General features: G+C 59.9%; 13 protein-coding genes and 1 other RNA gene. 3 read left to right on the forward strand and 11 right to left on the reverse strand.

Features of this window, described 5'->3' with window-relative positions; translation table 11 throughout:
* Nucleotides 1-271 precede the first annotated feature (271 nt).
* The 7 genes from PD885_RS04080 to PD885_RS04110 are packed head-to-tail and all read right to left on the reverse strand — an operon-like array spanning nucleotide 272 to nucleotide 8,737.
* Nucleotides 272-1,018: a M48 family metallopeptidase gene (locus PD885_RS04080; protein ID WP_002813938.1), complete on the reverse strand. Its 747-nt coding sequence runs from the start codon at nucleotides 1,016-1,018 to the stop codon at nucleotides 272-274.
* Complete coding sequence (locus PD885_RS04085) at nucleotides 1,015-4,305, reverse strand: type I restriction endonuclease subunit R (protein WP_002813936.1); 3,291 nt, start codon at nucleotides 4,303-4,305, stop codon at nucleotides 1,015-1,017. Before PD885_RS04085 ends, PD885_RS04080 begins: the two co-directional genes overlap by 4 nt.
* Nucleotides 4,302-5,510: a restriction endonuclease subunit S gene (locus PD885_RS04090; RefSeq protein ID WP_040763013.1), complete on the reverse strand. Its 1,209-nt coding sequence runs from the start codon at nucleotides 5,508-5,510 to the stop codon at nucleotides 4,302-4,304. Before PD885_RS04090 ends, PD885_RS04085 begins: the two co-directional genes overlap by 4 nt.
* The gene (locus tag PD885_RS04095; protein WP_002813929.1) at nucleotides 5,500-5,781 is read right to left on the reverse strand and encodes a hypothetical protein; all 282 of its coding nucleotides are present in this window, start codon (nucleotides 5,779-5,781) and stop codon (nucleotides 5,500-5,502) included. Before PD885_RS04095 ends, PD885_RS04090 begins: the two co-directional genes overlap by 11 nt.
* Entirely contained in the window at nucleotides 5,778-6,632 is an 855-nt protein-coding gene (locus tag PD885_RS04100) for a BRO family protein (RefSeq protein WP_002813927.1), read from the reverse strand. The genes PD885_RS04095 and PD885_RS04100 overlap by 4 nt, the downstream gene beginning before the upstream one ends.
* On the reverse strand, nucleotides 6,625-8,133 hold the full coding sequence (locus PD885_RS04105; RefSeq protein ID WP_002813925.1) for a type I restriction-modification system subunit M: 1,509 nt from the start codon (nucleotides 8,131-8,133) through the stop codon (nucleotides 6,625-6,627). The genes PD885_RS04100 and PD885_RS04105 overlap by 8 nt, the downstream gene beginning before the upstream one ends.
* Before the next feature lie 16 nt (nucleotides 8,134-8,149).
* Entirely contained in the window at nucleotides 8,150-8,737 is a 588-nt protein-coding gene (locus PD885_RS04110) for a restriction endonuclease subunit S (protein ID WP_040763023.1), read from the reverse strand.
* Between the two features lie 140 nt (nucleotides 8,738-8,877).
* Between PD885_RS04110 and PD885_RS04115 the strand changes: the two genes are divergently transcribed.
* A complete protein-coding gene (locus PD885_RS04115; RefSeq protein ID WP_002813920.1) occupies nucleotides 8,878-9,150 on the forward strand; it encodes an XAC0095 family protein in 273 nt (90 codons plus the stop codon).
* A gap of 422 nt (nucleotides 9,151-9,572) precedes the next feature.
* Nucleotides 9,573-10,835: a hypothetical protein gene (locus PD885_RS21695; protein WP_197493698.1), complete on the forward strand. Its 1,263-nt coding sequence runs from the start codon at nucleotides 9,573-9,575 to the stop codon at nucleotides 10,833-10,835.
* A 278-nt stretch (nucleotides 10,836-11,113) separates the two neighbouring features.
* Here the strand turns inward: PD885_RS21695 and xopAF are convergent, their stop codons facing one another.
* Together xopAF and xopAU are read right to left on the reverse strand one after the other, a co-directional pair.
* The gene (gene xopAF / locus PD885_RS04125) at nucleotides 11,114-12,088 is read right to left on the reverse strand and encodes a XopAF/AvrXv3 family type III secretion system effector (RefSeq protein ID WP_231892678.1); all 975 of its coding nucleotides are present in this window, start codon (nucleotides 12,086-12,088) and stop codon (nucleotides 11,114-11,116) included.
* A gap of 58 nt (nucleotides 12,089-12,146) precedes the next feature.
* Complete coding sequence (xopAU, locus tag PD885_RS04135; RefSeq protein WP_002813913.1) at nucleotides 12,147-13,691, reverse strand: serine/threonine protein kinase; 1,545 nt, start codon at nucleotides 13,689-13,691, stop codon at nucleotides 12,147-12,149.
* Nucleotides 13,692-14,306: 615 nt separating this feature from the next.
* Here xopAU and xopK point away from each other — a divergent pair.
* Entirely contained in the window at nucleotides 14,307-16,856 is a 2,550-nt protein-coding gene (xopK, locus tag PD885_RS04140) for a type III secretion system effector XopK (protein ID WP_234410034.1), read from the forward strand.
* Between the two features lie 63 nt (nucleotides 16,857-16,919).
* Here the strand turns inward: xopK and PD885_RS04145 are convergent.
* Nucleotides 16,920-16,995: non-coding RNA, sX9 sRNA (locus PD885_RS04145), on the reverse strand.
* Between the two features lie 62 nt (nucleotides 16,996-17,057).
* Nucleotides 17,058-18,899 (reverse strand): glycoside hydrolase family 35 protein, encoded by a 1,842-nt coding sequence (locus PD885_RS04150; protein ID WP_002813909.1) that lies wholly within the window; start codon nucleotides 18,897-18,899, stop codon nucleotides 17,058-17,060.
* Nucleotides 18,900-18,930 lie beyond the last annotated feature (31 nt).

Raw genomic sequence — 18,930 nt, forward strand, 5'->3', positions numbered from 1 at the left:
GTGCCGCTGCCGTGCGCCGGCGATCTGGCCTGGGATGGCATCGGTCCGAGACCACACAGATAGCGGAAGGTGCGCGGGCAGCGGACGTCCAGAGAGCGGCTGGCGCGGTGCGGTCTGAAGGGCCGCTGTTCCAATCCCGGTTGCTCCGACTGGTCTGGTTCACTTTCTGGTGAAGAATCCTGTCGATCCGCCAATGCGTCGCCGGCCAAAGACGACCCGACACCGCCCGGGACCGGGTGAGCGATACCTGTCTGGCTGCCTCTGGCCTTGCTCAGTTGCGCAGCGCGAGCTCGGCCATTTCGTCCAGGCGTTGCTTGGTGCGTCGCCAATCCGGCATATGGACATCGAGCAGGCGGTAAAAGACCTTGCCGTGATGGTGGACCTTCAGGTGACACAGCTCGTGCAAAATGACGTAATCGATGCACGCACCCGGAACGCGAATCAGGCCGAGATTCAGGCTGATCTTTCCCAAAGGCGAACAACTGCCCCATTGGCGCTGCATCCTCCGCAACGACAGGGCGGGTAACTGTTTAATCCAGCCGAGTTGGTGGGCCATGTCGGCCATGCGCTGCGGCAATACCACCCCGGCACGCTCGCGCTGCCAGTGTTCCAGCGCTGCGCGCACCGTTTCGGGCGCACGTGTCTGCACGCGCGTTTCGACGTGGCCGCCATGCAAGCGCACGCCGTACAGTCGGTCGTCAACGATCACCTTCAGGCGATAGCGTCGGCCCAGATACAGCACGGTTTCCCCGCTGACGTATTCGCGTGGGTTGATATGCCGCAGCCGGTTTTCGATTTCTACCAAGTGCAAGTGGATCCAGCGTGCGCGCTGCGTCAATGCCCGTCTGATCTGGGCGTCGGTCGCGTGCAGTGGGGCATCCAGCCTTACGCGGCCATCGGGTTCCACATGGATGGCCACGCGCTGGGTGTGCCGCAGTGCAGATCGGTGGATCTGGCAGCGGATGCGGCGCTCGCCGTAGGTCACCACCAGTTGGGCGTCGGTCTGAACTGGCGTCACGTGCGGCTGAGCCCAATGCGTGTGATCTGCACGACCTGCTCTACGATGGCCTTGGCAGTGTCCAGCCCGACCAGATCGAAAATGGGCGGAAGCAATGTCTGACGAATCTGCGACTCGATGCTGTGCAGGTTCAACGAGTTCTCGGCAATGGCGGTGCGCACTACGCCATCGATCGTCAGCGCCAGATCGGCTAGTTGCGTCACTTCGTCAGCGCTTGTGGCGTGCATGGACTCCTCGCCTAATTCCAGCAGGATCGTGCCGTAGTAGGCACTGGCGTGCGGGTTGTCGGTCAATTGCATAGGGATGCCTGGGGTCTGCCTGGCTTCCAGGCGCTGCTCGAAGGCCTTGAACACGGCGTATTGCTTCAACGGGTGATCGAACATGGCTTCTGCCTCGGCAATGGCTTCACGCAATAGTTCGCCGAAGACTTTTTGCGCGTACGGGTCGCTGGCCAACTCCTGCTCGATGGTCTTGCGCAGGCGGGTCTGGATCAGATCGGCCTCGTTGCGGGTCTTCTCCTCCGACCAGGTCTGCGGATCGTTGCGCTTGCCCAATTCATGCACGACGTACGCACCCGGCGATTCGCGCACCTCGCGGCCAATCACCTGTTTGTCCACCAGCTTGCGGATCTGTTCTTCGTAAATGTTGTAGTCCACGGTTTCCATCGCGTCCTGGCGTACGGTCCTGCGCAGCCCGGAGAAGAAGCGCAGGTCGCGCTTGTAGCGGTCGATCAAGGCATCCGGAAAGGCGGCATCTTCAAAGAAGCTGCGCGAGGAGAGTGCCGTCTGCAGGCATAGGCCGAACTCGGTCAGCGCGGCGGAGAAGTCGTCGCGCAGTGTCTGCCGCGCGTCGTAATCGGCGCCCTCTTCGTCGGAGACGAAGCGCGGGCTCAGGCGCTGCCGGAACTGCTCCGGATCGTCATGGCTGGCCAGCCCGTCGAAGAACGCCCATAGCCTGGCATTGAGCGCAGGCAAGCGCTTGTATTCGGTGCTGATCGCCTGGTACAGGCCCTCGATATCGGCCACGTCGAAGCCGCCTTGGGTACGTGTTTCCAGGTCCTGATACGCGCGTACCGCTGTGTCCAGTTCGGTCAGGATGCCGCGATAGTCCACCAGGATGCCGTAGCGCTTGGCGTCGTGCAGACGGTTCACGCGCGCCACTGCCTGGATCAGGTTGTGGCCCTTGAGCGGTTTGTCGATGTAGAGCACCGCGTTGCGCGGTTCATCGAAGCCGGTGAGCAGCTTGTCGACCACGATGAGCAACTCCGGGTCGCCGTCGCCACCGAAGTCGCGCACGGTCTGCCGCTCGTACTCCTGCGGATCCAGCCGTTGGTCGGTGATGGCCTGCTTCCACCATTTCTGTACGTCGGGCAGGGTGTCTTCATCAACGTCGCTGTTGCCCTCGCGGGTATCGGGCGGGGAGATCACCACCGCGCCTGTCACCAGGCCGGTCTCGTCCAGGGCGCGCTTGTAGCGGATGGCATCGAGTTTACTGTCGGTTGCCAGCTGCCCCTTCAGGCCCAACGGTTTGATGTTCTCGTTGAAATGCGCGGCAATGTCCCAGGCGATCAGTTCGATGCGGTTGGTCGCCCCATAAATGGCGCGCTTGCTGGCGAACTTCTTTTTCAGATCCGCGCTTTGCGCGTCCGAGAGCCCGGCGGTGATCTTGTCGAACCAGCGCGTGACCGCCGCCGCGTTGACCTCCAGCTCCGGCACGCGTTCTTCGTACAGCAGCGGGGCCACGGTCTGGTCTTCGACTGCCCGCTGCATGGTGTAGGCATGCACGATGGGGCCGAACTTGTTGGCGGCTTTCTCGTTCTTGAGCAACGGGGTGCCGGTGAACGCCAGATAGGCCGCATTGGGCAGCGCCTTGCGCATACGCTCGTGGGTTTCGCCGCCGTGGCTGCGGTGGCCTTCATCCACCAGCACGATTAAATCGGCCGAGGCGTTGTGGCACTCGGGCAGCTTGGCGGCTGTAGTGAACTTCTGCACCAGCGAGAAGGTGATGCGCTCGCTGCCCTGGCCGATGCGGCGCGCCAGATCGCGGCCGGTGGTGGCCTTGCTGCGCTCGCCCTCCTTTTTGCTACCGACGGCAGAGCCGAACGCGCCGCCGCTGATGAAGTTGCGCGACAGCTGCGCCTCCAGGTCGGTACGGTCGGTCACCACCAGCACCCGGCACTGGGTCAAGGCCGGATCCAACACCAGCGCCTTGGTCAGAAACACCATGGTGAAGCTCTTGCCCGAGCCGGTGGTGTGCCACAGCACGCCGCCCTGGCGTCCGCCGTCGGGGCGACGCGTGCGGATCTGCGCCAGCAACGCGCGGATGCCGAAGAACTGCTGGTAGCGCGCCACGATCTTGCCGACCTTGCGGTCGAACAGCACAAAGCCGCGCAGCACCTCCAGCAGCCTGGCCGGGGTGAGCAACCCGGCCAACAGCAGGTCCTGCTCGGTGGGCAGCATGGGCTTGGCCCACAACGCCTGGCAGTAGCCACGCAGCGGCGCCGGCTTGCCTGCCAGCAGGGCATCGCGGGTGGCCGCAGGCAGCGGCAGGTTCTTGAGGCGGCGCAGCTGCGCCTGGTCGAACTGCTCGTCGCGCCAGCGCGCCCAGAAGGTGGCCGGGGTGTGCGTGGTGCCGTAGCGCGCCTCGGTCAGGCTGATGGCCAGTAACAGTTGCGCATAGGCGAACAACTGCGGAATCTCTTCTGCCCGCTGGTTGCGCAATTGCTGGCTCACCGCTTCGGCCACCAGCGATTTGCCGGCATGCCCGGCATCGGCGCGCTTGGTTTCGATCACCACCAGCGGGATGCCGTTGATGTAGCCCACGATGTCGGGCGTGCGCGTATGCGTACCGTGGGTGGAGAGCACCTCGCACTCTTCGGTGATATCCCACAGGTTGTGGGCTGCATCGCCCCAGTCGATCACCGCAATGGTGGGCTGGTGCTTCTTGCCGTCGGGCATGAACTCGGTGACGGTAATGCCCAGCGTCAGCAGGTGATACAGCCGCTCATTGGCGGCCAGCAGCCCATCGCCCAGCGGCAGCGCCGACAGCTCGCGCACGATCTGGTCGATACCGCTCGGCGAGAGCGGGTAGGTCTGCCCCTTATAGTCGAAGCGACGGCTCTGCAGCACCTCGATCAGGCGCGGCAGCAACAGCACCTCGCGGGTGCTACCGCGCAGCGCCAGGCACTGCGCGGTACTGAGATAACGCCAGCCCAGGTTGCACAGCAGGTGCAACGCGGGCAGCTGCGCGCTGGCCTGTTCGCGGGTGTCCGGGGCGCTGTGGGTCATGCGGGTTCTGCCTCGTCGGCGGGCAGGCGCACGCGGCGTTTGCCGGTGAGGAGTTGGGACATCAGGGCGGATTTTTCCTGTCGCATCAGCGTGAGATGCCGTTCCTGAATCGAAACGGCGCTGAGCGCAGCCTCTATGGCATCAGCAATACGTGTTTGCTCTTTGAGACATGGTGTTGGAACGCAGATGCGTAACAAGTCCTTCGGATTGACACGCCGTGCCTTGCGGCCGCCGTTTGCCAAGCCTAAGTGGCCCGTGTAGAACGCCTCCCTGGAAACGTATTGCAAGAACCACCTGGGATCTATGCCTTCTAGGAAGTCGAAGGCGGGTAGGTCAAGCGTGCTCTCGTATCCGTCCAGTGATGCCGGAATCCGGCCAAATGCACCGTTCAAGAAATCGAGCTTGCTGTAGATGAACTGCCCGGAAGACCGGCGGTAATACTGCGTGGATTCGCTTCCGGCGCGCTTGTCAGACTTGCCGACAACACCTTTGCCATAGAGCTTGACTGTGATCTTTTTGGCTACATCACCACCCGATCCAACCACGCGGCTCTCGCAGATCATTTCAGACAATGGCTTGGACTGCCACGCAGCGTGACCATCAAATCTTTTACGGCCTGTCAGCAACGCATTGCTCAGAATCTCTACGCAATTGCGCGTGTTCGCGAGTAGCCGCTCCGTGGTGGCGATGGCTTGATCCCAGGTGGAGAGGATGTGGGCGATGCGGCGCTGTTCTACCAAAGTGGGCAGAATGACCGGAAATTCACATACGTTTTCGCGTGTGATGTTTGGGTCTTTTCTGCTGCTGGCAGCATAGTTCTTCCATGTCTCAACGCTTCCATTTAGCCAGTGTAAGACAAACTCTGGGTCCGCTTGGTCACGTTCAATATCAATTGCAGAGATCGCTTGATTGACAGCGCTTTTCTCTCGTAATAGTCCTGTGCGGCCGATTTGCTTGAAGCCTCCGTACATGGCGACCAACACCGTGCCGGCAGGGAAAAGCCTGCAAGAAGATTCCGCCAGCGCTGCATCGGTGATGACTTCGTCTGTTGTTAATATCTCTGAATTTGTGAGGTCCATGGTTTTAACCCATGGCCACTTTCCATCTACGAAATAGCGGTCATGTTGAGAGCGTGCGGGCGTGCTGCCAGATTTGACGGAGCCAATATCCCCAAGCGTTGTGCGTCGCCAGCCATCAGGAAGCATCACTTTTCCTAATTTTAGTTTTCAGCAACATGTTGGGCTGGTTGAGGTCAGCGCGTTCGACCATGCATTGCGCAGCGGTCTTCTGATCGTTGGCGTCAGTTGTCAGCTTTTCCTTGACAACTGACGTCCCGATTCGGACTCGTAATGCGGAGACCCAGTGCTGCAAGCCAGGCAAGGCGCTTGTCCGGATCGCCCTGGGAAGGGGGGGGTCAAATTGACCCCCCCCTTTCGGCAAGTGATTGATTTCCAAAGTGGCAAGGCGGCTGTTCATTTTTTGTCCTTGTCCTGACCCGGCGCCGGCTTGGCGTCCTTCTGCAGCCGCTTGATGCTGGTTTCCGGTGCAGGCAGGTTCTCCGGCAAGGTGCCGCCCAGTTCCTGAATGGTCTTGCGCACCGTTTGACCCACCTCGAAATGGGTGCGGTTTGCGGCCGTCTTGCCCTGCACGTTGTCGCGGCGCAGCTTTTCTTCGGCCTGCGTGGCACGGAACAGGTTGGCCGCCAGTTCGGTGCTGCCCATGTGGTCGAGGATCGTCTGGCTTTTCTTCAGGGCCTTGCGTGCATGGATATCCTTTGCGCCCAGGCCGCCATACAAGCCCTTGTAGCCGTGGTCCTGGAAGACGGCGTACTCCAGCGGCGTCTCCACGCCGGCCTGTTTGGCTGCAGCGGCCAGATCCTTGTTGTGCCGGCTCATCTGGTCGCGCAGGAACAGGCGCCGCTGGTTTTCGCTCAGTGCATCGAAATCGACGGCCTCTTCGCCCTGGAGACGTTCGTTGCCGATGCGCGCCAGCCAGCGCTTGAAGGGTTCGGCCTTGGGCGAGGGGATCGATTGAATGATGCGCAACGCGCCTTCCAGCGTGGTGCAGTTCAACAACTGCGGCCCGCCCGCCGTGGTGACGCGCAAGGGCATCACCAGGGCATCCCAACTGCCGGATAGCACCTCGTCGCGGCGACGCAAGTTGCGTAGATAGTTTTCCGGGCTCTGGGAGTCTGTGAGTGCGACGACCAGATCGATGACCGCAAACCACCATTGGCCTTGGTGCCATGTGCGCCGGACTGCGGCATTGTCCTGTGCCGGGAAGCCCGCGTCAGCCTGCGTGGCGATGTCGTTTTTTTCATCACTCATAGCCAAGCTCCTTGAGATAGGCGGCCATCTGCGTTTCGAGTGTTGCCAGCTCGCCCTTCAACTGCTCACGCTCGCGGCGCACCGCCATCAGGTCGATCTCTGCTTCTTCCTCGAAGGTATCCACGTAGCGCGGGATGTTGAGGTTGTAGTCGTTGCCGGCAATCTCTTCCGGGCTGGCCAGGTAGGCGTATTTGTCTACATTCTGGCGCGCCTGCACCGTGTCCAGAATGCGTTGCAGGTCGCTCTCGCGCAGCATGTTCTGGTTCTTGCCGTCGTGGTACTGGCGGCTGGCATCGATGAACAGCACTTTTTTGTCTTTCTTCTTGGCGCGGAAGATCAACACTGCTGCCGGGATGCCGGTGCCGTAAAACAGTTTCTCCGGCAGGCCGATCACCACGTCCAGCAGGTTCTCTTCGATCAATTTCTGGCGGATGCGGCCTTCCGCGGCGCCACGGAACAACACACCGTGCGGCACCACCACGGCCATGCGGCCGGTGCGCGGCTTCATGGTGGCGATCATGTGCAGGATGAAGGCGTAGTCGCCCTTGGTACGCGGCGGCAGGCCGCGACGGAAGCGGTCGTGGGGGTCGGTATCGGCGCTGTCGTGGCCCCACTTTTCCAGCGAGAACGGCGGGTTGGCCACCACGATGTCGAAGTCCTTGAGGTGGTTGCCGGCCAGCAGCTTGGGATTGCGAATGGTGTCGCCCCATTCGAGACGGTGGTTGTCCTCGCCATGCAGGAACATGTTCATCTTGGCCAGCGCCCAGGTACTGCCGATGGCCTCCTGGCCGTAGAGCGCGTACTTGCCGCTGCCGGTGCGCTCGCGGATCAGGCGGCCGCATTTGAGCAACAGCGAGCCGGAGCCGCAGGTGGGGTCGCAGATCTCGTCGCCTTGCTGCGGGTCCATCAGGCGCGCCATCAACGTGGAAACCTCTGGCGGGGTGTAGAACTCGCCTGCCTTTTTGCCGCTGCTGGAGGCGAAATTCTTGATCAGGTACTCGTAGGCATTGCCGATGATGTCGAGCTGGCCAATGCGTGAGGGGCGCAGGTTGAGTGCGGGCTTGGCGAAGTCTTCCAGCAGGTGGCGCAGCAGGTCGTTCTTCTGCTGCTCCTCGCCAAGTTTGTTGGCGTTGAAGCTGATGTCCTGGAACACGTCGCGCAGCTTGCCCAGGTTGGCGTCTTCGATGGCGTGCAGCGCGGTGTCGATGCGCTCGCCGTTGCCGGGGCGGTGGCGCTGGTCGTACAGGGTGTAGAAGTTGGCGCGGTGCGGCAGCACGAAGCGCTCGTTCTTGAGCAGCTCTTCGATCAGGCCGGGCTTGTCGCCGTGCTTGGCGGTGTAGTCGTCGTAATGGTCCTGCCAGACGTCGGAGACGTATTTCAGGAACAGCATGGTCAGCACGTAGTCCTTGTAGACGCTGGGGTCCACGGTGCCGCGGAAGGTGTCGCAGGCAGTCCAGACGGCGGCGTTGATGGTGTCCTGGGCGATATCGGTCTTGCTCATGGGGGTTTCCAAAGGCTTAGGAGAGGAGGCGCTCGGCGAGGATCGCCAGCTCGGTGTCGCGGTTGTCGATCAATGCGTGCAGGGCGGCGCGTTCGGCTTGCACTGCGTTGTCCAGGGCGATGGCTGCGTGTTGCAGCGGCAATGGGGGCAGGCGGACCGGGGTCATGTCCAACAGCGTGCGCCGGATGCTCAGCTGGTTGCTGCCTTCGGCCGATTGGCGCAGGTAGCGTTGTGCCGGTGCCTGATTGAGTTGCCAGGCCAGAAAGGCGGGCAGCAGCCGCTGTGGTGTTTTTACCCGGATCACGTAGATGTGCGGCGAGCAGAGCGTGCGCGGCGGCGGTGCCTCCACCAGCGCGGCGAAGGTATGGGCGCCGCGTGCGATGAAAAGGATGTCTTGATCCTGCAGCCAGTCTGGTTTTTTGCGGCGTTCGATCTCGGTGGTCAGCAGGGCGTCGTACGTGCGCAGGCCGGTACGGGCAAGGTCGCGGATCTGGACGATCCGCACGCTGCCGCCGCCAACTTCGGCAATCGAGCCGCGAAATGGGTAGCCCATCCGGATGACTGCAACATGGCCAAGTTGCGCCTGTTCTGCATCATTTTCCATGATGCGCACGGTAGTCGGCAGTGCAAACGTTGTCAATAAAAACGACAGCATGCTGGTTGATGCAATAATTCGTGTTAACGTGATCCCTGCCGCACGTACGATTGAATTCGTTGCAGTTTCAGTACAGAAGGAGCAGGCACATGAAGGATTGTTCCGTTGGTGGCGATGGCGTGCCGGGCTATTACCTGCCCGACCAAGCCCAGTACCGCCTGCAAAAGCTCTGCGAGCACATGCGCTTTTTGGCACGCATGGCTCAGCCGCGGACACGCGCAGAAGAACAAGCGCCGCAGCCGGCGATTCGCATGGACGAGTTAGCGGTCTGCCTGGAGTTGCTGGCAGACCAGGTGCATCTGGTGCTAGACGAGGTGAGTTGGCCGGCGACCTTGCATGCGCGTGTTTCTGATCAGGTTTGAGGCTTGGGCCAATTGTCTGAAGTGGCGTTGCATCGTGTAGCAGCAGCCTCTAGCGCACTAATGCGTCGCGAGCCGGTTTTGCAAGAGGCTGGGCAATGGGCGTCTGAGCGGGAGACCGGGACGGCTGTGTGCTGACGAGTATCAGCCTGTTGTCAGCGACTCCACAGCGCAGCGTTGCGCAAGGGCGTGCCACGCAGGACTGCACTGGCCGATATGTTTTCTTGCAATGTAAAAACGGCTGATTTTCTTCGCCACTCGCATTGATCATCAAACGGTCATCATGATGAAGTATTGCCGGTGCCACGGCAGGCACTATCAGTTATGTCGCAAATCAGGACGTCATTTTGCGCTTGGTGTGCAATCAAGTCATACCAACTTGGTTTAAATATATATCATTAACTCAATGAATATTGGAGGATCAAGTGAAGCCTGTAAGCCTGAGAAAAAGTGATGTTGCGCAATGCTCAACTGCCAATGCAGTCAGTCAACAGCCCCTGCTTCCTATAGGCAAGCATGGCCCGGCGCTGCCCGTTGATGCGCCGCGCCCGGAGTTACGGGTACTTAAGAGCGCGCCGCCCAAATCGAAAGACAAGGCAAAGCAACGCGACGGTGGGCAAGATGCGGTGACGTCTCCCCCCCAGCAGAGAGAGCCGACATTGGCGCAGCGGAAAATGCAGGAGCGTGATGCCGCTCGCAAGAGAAACTCTGAACCTGCTGCGGAGATAAAGCAGCTGTCGGTGTTGGATTGGGACGATTGCCTTCGCGACGAGAAAGGAATGACTTACCAGCTCCTGCATAATGCGTTGGCGATCACTGCCAACGAGTCCGAAGCGTCGCCATTAAAGCGGGCAGTAGCGCAATTGAACGAGCGTATGCAAAGCGGGCCGCCTGCAACTGACAGCGACCCGTTGCTGATGAAGACCCAGGAGGATTTCACCAAGCATCTGATGGTCAGACACCATATTTTCAGCCCCAAAATCGCTGAAGACTTCGTCGTTAAGATGCTGCCTGAGCTGGGCAAGGAAGAAGCGGCCTCGCTAGCCAAACGCATTCACACAAATTTTAAGGAACAATATTATAGATCGATAGGTAAGGGTGACCCGATTGAGAGCAACGGAGTTCCGTTTCCTCATTGCGAGCCCGAGCTATTGCCTGGCGCCAGAGAGTTATTAGATAAGATCTGTACTCCCGACTCACGTGTTGCTGTCATCAGCAACCGTGATCAAAAGGACTTGTCATACGAAGCAGAATATATGAATCTGCTGGACAAGGTCGACGTGATATCTGGCTCAACGCGACGAGAGGAAATGCCTGAAGATCTGCAGAAACGCATTGTTCCGGCACTGCGAGACGGCAATCGTGAGTTGGTTCGTCGCACGCTCATTGAAGCGCGATGCTATGCCCATCCTGAGTTTGATTCGAAATCGACAGGGCGTATGTACATAAAGCCGGATCCCACCCGGCTGAATCGGGTTTTGGAACAGCTGCAGATAGAAAAGGAGGTGCCGATTATTTCCTACGGCGACCAGCTCTCCGATGTGAAGCAGATGGCGGGATTGGCGAAGGAGGGTTGGAAAGTCAAGGGCGTGATCATCAATTCGCAAAACCCCGATGTCGGGAAAGATATCGATGTGGACGGAATTCCCACGACCGTGATCGACAGTATGGAGAAGATCGACTTGTAAATGACGTCAGAGCATCAGTGGAGATTTTTGATGTGATGACTCAAGCGTCAAGTGCGAGCCAGATACTGCCGGCGGTATTGCCTTACGAATCTGATCGCGCTTAAGAAGCAAGAGAAAGCCTGCCAATTGGCGGGCTTTCTCTTGCGGTCCATTGCGTCGATGGAGGTTGCATGGCGCAAAGTCGCGGCTGAACCCTTCAACGACGTTAGCCACTCTTGATCAGCCTGTGCTTGGCTCTGCCCGGTGGAGATTCGTCCAGCGTGTCGCCACGACGATGCTTAATCAGCTATGAGCTGGGTGATGAAGTGCACCGAGTGATCGTCACGGATGACGGCGCCAAACGGTGTATCCCCGCGGCGGTTGTCGCAGGTTTGGTCTAGCTCTACACGCACCTTGTTTCTATCGAACAGCTCACGCAATGCCCGCACCGTGTCTAACGAAGATGTGTTATCCGGCACGCCGCCGTGCATGGCAACCCGCAGTGTCAGCTGCTCCTGCCTGGTCTTGTCCACATAGCGTTGGATTGACTTCAGTGCCTCGCCTGGTACCAGGTCCTGTCGAGCAAACGGATAGACATGAAACACGCGGGCCTTGGCCCCTTTTTTGCGCATACCACTAGTCGGGTCGATGCGTTCAGCCGCACATGCAACGGCAATACATACGCCCATGCCATCGGTCATCACAGGCATATTGGGCTGGCTGGTCCCGGTACTATAGAGATGTGTGGTATCCGCGTTGTTTGGCTCGATGTAGTTGAAACCTGCCACTTTGACGGTTGTCGAATTGTCGATCTTGAATGCATCGTCGTGCGCTTCATCGGCGCCGCCAACCTCGATCAAAGGAAAAGCCGATCTGCTTCGGTCCTTGATGGGACGGCCCGGATGGGACCGTGCTGACTCATACAATCCGACAGGCACCATGGCGAGTGTGTCGCAGTTGGATGGCAGGCAATGATGCGAAACCTTGCACGGCCGGCTGCTCAATCCTTTAAATGCGCCATGATTGACCGGTGCGGCTGACTGGTCCGGAGAACTCGGCGCTGGCGTGTAACTTAGAAACGTGTTGTAGCTAGAACTATACCCGCCGCCGTGCGTGGCGGAGGTGCTCGAAAAACATGTACCCATGACGATCCTCGTTGAAAGTTGCACATCCACAACGATACTGCCGCGTCTGCCGAAATGCGCAAAGGAGCCAGAGGTTCTGTGCATCATCACGAACGACCTGTGCATCCCGGACGGGTTGGTGATCAGCATCCGCTACGCACCGCTCACCACCAACGTATCTCATCCCATAGTGCATAACATACTCTAATCAAGCCAGTTTTTTATAGGTTGCATGGACATGATTCCGTAGCGGAATCGTCGGGTCATTGATAAACGAGTCCAGCAGCAAATCCTCCGCCCTGGCACGACCATTGGCATCTATGGAAATCATGCGATTGAGAAAGCGGATGACTTCTCTTTTGCTTTCGAATGGCAGATTTTTTTTCAACGCTTCCATGAACGGGAATTTCTCCTCCGACGTTTCATTGAAAATCCCGATATAGCCCATCTGGTAATCGGGATGTTTCAAAAAATACACGAGGAGCTGGGCCACGCTGTAGACATCCCGCGCATGGCTCGCTGGTGAAGACATATCGATATATCCTGGCGTGCCGGCACGAGGGGGCTCTCCCTCCTCTCCACCTAGCCCCATATCGATCAGCCGGAACATTTTTCCGGGTTCGTCGTACATGACGTTGTTGTGCGAAATGTCCTGGTGCACGATTCCCATGTCTTCACAGCATGAGACAGCGATCAGAACATCGGCCATCAGTTGCCGTCCCACGGCGAGATAGTCTGACGCAGTGATCCTCCCTTGCTCCAATGCCGGGCCTGCGCGAGCAATAAAGTTGCCGACGGTGATGCCTTTGATCTTTTCCAGTAGTATTCCGAATACATTATCGATCTGCACTAGACCGTACGCGCGCATGACCCGAGACCCTGCATCCAGCGAGACCGTCATCTGATATTCCTTGTATATCTTGGCTTTTTCCAACGAGACCACCTCCTTTGGATTTGATATATCCTGCAGGTGCGAGGTATACAAGTCGCATGGAATCGGCTTTTGGGGATCCGGGCACAACATTGCTTTGAAGACGAAGTCCCGCCCGCAATTCTCTCCAGCACGCCAGAAATCTTCAGCCAGCCGCACAGCATAGGCCGACCCGGAAGCGCCACTGCCGATCGGCCGCATGCCCTGAAGGGTTCGAGGATCGCTGTCGTGGGCTCGCTCCAACCGCACAGGGAGGAAGCCGTTCTCGATTTCCAGCGCACCAGGTTTCAATGTCGACAGTCTTTCGATCACTTCTGGACGCTGAGACTTGGCGGCGAGAGACCTTACTGTGCGAGGACTGAGCACGACGTCCTGTTGAACGTAACGCAGGTCCCGCGTCCGCTGCCTTTCGTTTCGCAAGATGTCTGAAGCATGCGACAGACCCGACGGCGGGGAGTGAGACCTCGGTGTGGGTGGATCGAGCAGGGACGCCAGCGTCGGGAAACCTGGGTACCCGGTCGGCCTGCCGCTGAATCCGGAGCCTGGTGTCGTTGGCGCGTTGCTGCTACTGGAAAAGGAGCGCGAAATAAAGCGGTTCAAGCGCCCACTAATGGTTGGCACACTGATGTGCAAGCTCGGGTCTTCGCTAGAGGACTCGGCGGTTTTGCGGAGTCTTTTTTCCAGCAGGTTGAGCGGGTGATCCTGGGCGGGTTCGGCGACGTGCTGGTGTTCAGGCACCCGATCCATTGAGGTCTGGACCTGCTCGGCCTCCGCTTGCATGCCGATTCGAAAAGCCGGGGACGTGTCAGAGATCTTTTTCATGCAGAGAGACCTGTGAGTGGTTAACAAAACGTGGCGAGCGCTCGTCCGGCGAGAGTGGTCAGCGGCCGGGGTCAACGCGCATGCGTGATACCAATCACTGCCGGTGTGTGTTGAAGCGTAAGCGACGTTTGACTCTGGCAGGCAGTGCATCCAGTACCAATGTGCGAAGTCGTGCAAGTGTCGGCGAAACGGCGTGCAGATAGCGACCGCGTTCCCTGCAGCGATGTTAGCAATGAAAGGGCCGACTCGGCAGGCACGCAGGTAATGCGCGGACGATTGGCCCGGCGCTTCAACAAAACGATTGCGTAGCGACCGGGCGTGGGCGCGGCCGGTGCTCGGAATTGACATGTATAGCGCCATATACTGCGGGCTTGCCGCGGCGTGCGTATCTACCTGACGACTGCTCGCTATTCTTTTTTTGGCCACTCTTAATAAAATTTAAATTACTGGGAATTAACTGGGCTTACCTGAATATGATCGGTATGCTTTATTCGAAATGAATGATTTTTAATTTAAGCCCGATTGTTCGTTCCAAGACGGGCGCATTCGCAGTTGCATTGAGCCCTGCGGAAGGGAAGCGCAATATTTCCCGCACCTTATTATTCCGAATTGGTTATGCGCATCGAGCAGCACGCACGCAGTTCTGCCACCCCGTTTAAGTCATCTACCCCCGACGCGCCTGTCTCGACAAAAGATATGCCGGTCGCCGATGGCTGGCCCATGGGTTTGGAAAAGTTAAAGAGAAAGCCGCTTCAAAGAAAGCCGGGCTCCGACCACGCATCCAAGCGGCAAACCGGCGAAAATGTCATGGCCGAAATCCAGGAAGTCGAGGCAGCTTATGATGCTTTCGTTGTCGCCAAGTATCTTGCCGATCCATTGCATGGTACTGCAGACAAGACAGCCGAACTGATCGCTGAAGTACCCACGTCGGGCGAACCGGAACATTCCCCGGAGGCCGAGCAACCTGCCTATCCGAACGAGCACACGCCTGCCCATCACATGGCGGTGCCGGCACATCATCAGGCTCAGCCCGCTGCGCAGCCGGGGCAGCCCCAGGATCTGCATCTGGTCGAGCCTGCACCGCATGCGAGCATCCTGCACACTCTGGCTGAAGAGGGTGCGCCGCCAGGCGCTGCCGATCTGGCAATGAGTTTGAGCATCAGTGGTGCGATGCTGCCGCTATCGGGCCTTGCGATCTACGCCGCCTATAAGGAAACCCGTGAGGTAGCCGAACAACGCGGCGCCTTGCGGCAGCGCGAACTTTGGTTGCGGTCGGAAAAGAAGTCGGTGCAATCTGCGCTGGCGAGCGGTCCGCTCGCAGATGCAGCGGGTGCTCAGATCCATGCCTTGAGCGAGGCGATCGATACGGTCGCTTATCAACAACAGCGCAATGCACGGGATGGCGCCATTGCGGCGACTTCGATGGCGTCCGCCAGCGTGATCTTCACCAAAGCCACCAGTGAGCTCGGCATCCAGGGCGGGTTGGCAATCGGCGGCAAGAGCGCAAATGCGTTTGGCTTGATCGCCCACAGTACTGCTGCAGCAGGCGCAGCGTCTGCGGCCGGTATTGCCGGCACATTCGTATTGGCTCCGGTGGCAAGCGTCGCGGCCACGGCACTGGGCGGTACCTTTCTGCACCAGTCGCGCAATGAGAAAGCGCGCGTCGTGGCTGATGCGGCGCGCGTCGAACACTTTTTGCAACAGCTGGAGCCAGGCGATCTCAGCCCAGGTGCACAATGCTACCAGCACTTTTTGAGCACCAAGCTGAGCCAGCGCAGCGGCTTCGCTGGCAGCTTCAACAGCTGGAACAAGGGCTTTGTCGTCGGCGGCGCTACCTATACGGCGAGTACCTTGACGAAAGCCGGAGTCGGCACCGCCGTGTTGCTTGGTGCAGCCAGCGTGACCGGGCCGGTGGGCACTGGATTGGTTGTCGGTGCGGGGCTGCTGGGCGCGGTCACGATGGGTGTTGGCGGCCATCAATTCCTGCTGGCGCACGGCAAGCAGAAACGCTATCGCAACTACGACAGCGCGGACTTGCCCAACGTAGACCGCGCATTGCTTAGCGTTGCCGACCTGCTGCCCACTCCCGCGGCGAGCGTCGCGGCGGCACAGGAAGAGTCCAACCTGCATGGCGCACCCCGCCTCAGTCACAGTGCCCAGGAAACAGCGTCGGACACAGGTGTAACCAGCGGCGCTGGCGGTCAGCCGGCCTCTGACGATGTCATGCCCGACTCAACCGAACACGCGGTGGCTGCCCAATCGGTAGCGGCGAACCAGACATCGCCTGCAGCCAACGACGCGCCAGCCGCTGCCGTTCCGCAGCATGGATTCGAACTGCGCAGCGCGCTATACGCCTGTATCGACGGTCAGGAAAAAGCGCGGGAAGTCCTCTTGCAGAGCTGCGCCGAGGACATGAAAAAACACTATCGTGCCGTGCCTCGCTCTACCGACCAGAGCACGGCAGTTGGTCAACCGGCTCAACAGGCCTCGTTCAAGAAGCGGGCCAAGGCAGCGCTTTTTGCAGGTGCGACCTATGGGCGCGCCGTGCTGAGCGGCAAGCCCCGTGTCGCCGGCGAGAAAGCCGCGCGAAGCTACGCAAAACATACCGATACGTTGACCGAAACAGCACTGAGCCAGTGGCTGCAAACGCCGGGCTCGATCAAGCCGCAGATCGCTTACATGCAATGTTGCCTTGAGTTACAAAAGAAATATCTCAACTCCAAACTGAGCGCGCGGCTGGAACTGCCGGCGGTGGATGCTGCTAGTGGTCCGACCCCCGACACAGAAGCCACCAACACCACGGCCGAGCACGCACAGGCACGGCTGAGCACGCAATTGCGTGAAGCGCGTGAGCGCAACGAATTCCAGCTGCGATCTGTCAACTTGATGCTGGAAGAGTTGGGCATGGCAGAAGAAGAGCTGGACAGTTCAGACATGCGAAAAAATGAGCGTGCAAAAAACAGGATGCAAGGGCTGCAACAGCGACTGATCCGTGTGTTGACCTCCAATGCCATCGAGCCGCAGCCGGGCAGCGCGGGCTTCGCGCATTTCTGCATGAAACAGTCCCGCCAGCACACCACGGATGTGCGCGGGACGTTGCTGGCAACCGAAATGCAGGCAGCACGCATCCGCGAAGGTTCCAGTAGGGGCGCAACGTCCTTGTAGAGCGCAACGGCCGTTAGAGTTTGGGCCAATGGAATGAACACGCGTGCCGTGGTGCCTTAGAGTGGCTAACAAAACGTAGCAAGCAGTCGCCAAGTGGGTGCGGACGGCGCGGAGGAACCGAAATGTACGCTTGGTACATGGCGATTCCGAGCGCCGGCCGGGGCCGCCTGGCGGTGAGTGCAGTCGTTCTGTTAGTCACTCTTACTCCTTCGGCGTGATCCACACTTGCTGGTTCAGACCGCGCACGCTGGGCTTGGGGGTGCTGTCCAGGTCGAACACCACCACGGCGTTGTCGCCTTTGCGCTGCAATGGAGCCGGGAAGTACAGCGCACGCTGCGGGCCGATGGTCCAGTGGCGGCCGAGGTTGATGCCGTTGGCCCAGGTCACGCCCTTGCCGAACGCGCGCATGTCCAGGTAGGTGTCGGACGGGATGCCGATGCGCAGGGTGCCGCGGTGGAAGGCCGGGCCTTGGACGCTGTTGACGGTCCAGCCACGCAGGCTGTCGACAGAGCGCATCGGGAGCGGGAAGGCCTGCCAACCGGTGAGTAGCTGGTTGTCCAACAGTACCGGGTCGACCAGGCCGGCGCGGCCATCGGCCATGCGCGGGCCGTAGTTGATGCGGCCGCTGTTTTCGACCAGCACGTTGAGCGTGTGTTGGCCGGCCGGAATATCCACGTGGGTGGAGACTTGCTGCAGCCGACGTTCGACGCTACCCACCGGGTTTTGGTCGAGGTACACGCGCGCCACATCGCGCACTTGCCCCAGATACAGCGTGCCCTTGCGCGGGCCGGTGACGGTGGTGCGGTAGAGGATGTAGCCGTAATCCTGGCCGAAGTGCTCCATCGGTTGCGGGGTGTCGATGGCGATCGGCGCGGGCAGGTTGTCCCATAGCGAAGCGGATTCGCGCAACGGTATTTCCGGCAGGGCGACCGTGGCGATCGGCGTCGGCAACGCAGGCGGTTGCACGCCGGTGACGCAGGTGATGGCGTCGCGCATCAGTGCGAATTTCGGTGTGGGACGACCGGCTTCATCGAGGATGGCGTCGTAGTCGTAGCTGGTGGTCTGCGGTGCGTAATGGTCGCCGGGATTGCCCTGGAAATTGGCGCCATTCATGAAGCCGAAACTGGTGCCGCCGATGAACATGTAGAGGTTGGCGGAGTGGCCCTGGCGCAGGATCCACTCCAGTTCTTTGGTCTGTTGCCTGGCGTCGGTGCTGGCGTGCGGTTCGCCCCAGTGATCGAACCAGCCAGCCCAGTATTCGCCGGCCATGCGCGGTTGGTCGGGGCGGAACTTGATCAGTTTGTCGAATGCGCTTTTGGCTTCGCCTGGCGCAAAATTCACCACCGCCAAGGTATCTGGCAAGGTGCCGTTGGCGAGCATGTCGGCGCCATCGGAAGTGAACAGCAACGCGTCGTCGAAGCCGGCTTTGACGTACATGGCGCGGTTGTCGGCCATGTAGGCGTGGTCGTCGTCATAGGAGCCGTATTCGTTCTCGACCTGTACGGCGATGATCGGCCCGCCGTTGTGGTTGAGCAGCGGATGCACCTGCCTGGCCACCGCATGCAGATAAGCCTGGCTGGCGGCGAGAAAGCGCGGGTCGCGGCTGCGGACGCGGATGTTGTCCATGCCGAACAACCACGCGGGGTAGCCGCCGGCTTCCCACTCGGCGCAGGTGTATGGGCCGGGCCGCAGGATCACGTTGAGCCCTTGCGCGGCGGCTTCGCGTACGAACGCGGCGATGTCGTTGTTGGCGGTGAAATCGAAGCGACCTTGTTGTGGTTCGACCAGATTCCAGAACACGTAGGTCTCCACGGTGTTCAAGCCGAGTGCGCGTGCCTTCTGCAGGCGATCCTTCCAGTATTGGCGCGGAATACGCTGGAAATGGATGGCGCCGGAGAGGATCTGGTACGGCTTACCGTCACGCACGAACTGCGTGCCTTGGGTGCCAAAGCTTGGCCAGCTCTCGGCGGCGGCAGACGCAGCGGTGACAGGAAGCGCGAACGCGAGGGCCACAACGAGGGGGCGAAGGGTGATGCGCAACATGGGCGATTCTCGGCGGTGACGAGTGACGAGT

The sequence above is a fragment of the Xanthomonas fragariae genome (assembly GCF_900183975.1).
Classification (GTDB): domain Bacteria; phylum Pseudomonadota; class Gammaproteobacteria; order Xanthomonadales; family Xanthomonadaceae; genus Xanthomonas; species Xanthomonas fragariae.

What these genes read in the sequence shown, in the direction of transcription:
- xopK (WP_234410034.1), top strand. Translation starts at nt 14,307, where the DNA reads ATGCGCATCGAGCAGCACGCACGCAGTTCTGCCACCCCGTTTAAGTCA.
- PD885_RS04105 (WP_002813925.1), bottom strand. Translation starts at nt 8,133, where the DNA reads ATGAGCAAGACCGATATCGCCCAGGACACCATCAACGCCGCCGTCTGG.
- PD885_RS04085 (WP_002813936.1), bottom strand. Translation starts at nt 4,305, where the DNA reads ATGACCCACAGCGCCCCGGACACCCGCGAACAGGCCAGCGCGCAGCTG.
- PD885_RS04100 (WP_002813927.1), bottom strand. Translation starts at nt 6,632, where the DNA reads ATGAGTGATGAAAAAAACGACATCGCCACGCAGGCTGACGCGGGCTTC.
- PD885_RS04150 (WP_002813909.1), bottom strand. Translation starts at nt 18,899, where the DNA reads ATGTTGCGCATCACCCTTCGCCCCCTCGTTGTGGCCCTCGCGTTCGCG.
- PD885_RS04095 (WP_002813929.1), bottom strand. Translation starts at nt 5,781, where the DNA reads ATGAACAGCCGCCTTGCCACTTTGGAAATCAATCACTTGCCGAAAGGG.
- xopAU (WP_002813913.1), bottom strand. Translation starts at nt 13,691, where the DNA reads ATGAAAAAGATCTCTGACACGTCCCCGGCTTTTCGAATCGGCATGCAA.
- xopAF (WP_231892678.1), bottom strand. Translation starts at nt 12,088, where the DNA reads ATGCTGATCACCAACCCGTCCGGGATGCACAGGTCGTTCGTGATGATG.
- PD885_RS04110 (WP_040763023.1), bottom strand. Translation starts at nt 8,737, where the DNA reads ATGGAAAATGATGCAGAACAGGCGCAACTTGGCCATGTTGCAGTCATC.
- PD885_RS04115 (WP_002813920.1), top strand. Translation starts at nt 8,878, where the DNA reads ATGAAGGATTGTTCCGTTGGTGGCGATGGCGTGCCGGGCTATTACCTG.
- PD885_RS04090 (WP_040763013.1), bottom strand. Translation starts at nt 5,510, where the DNA reads ATGCTTCCTGATGGCTGGCGACGCACAACGCTTGGGGATATTGGCTCC.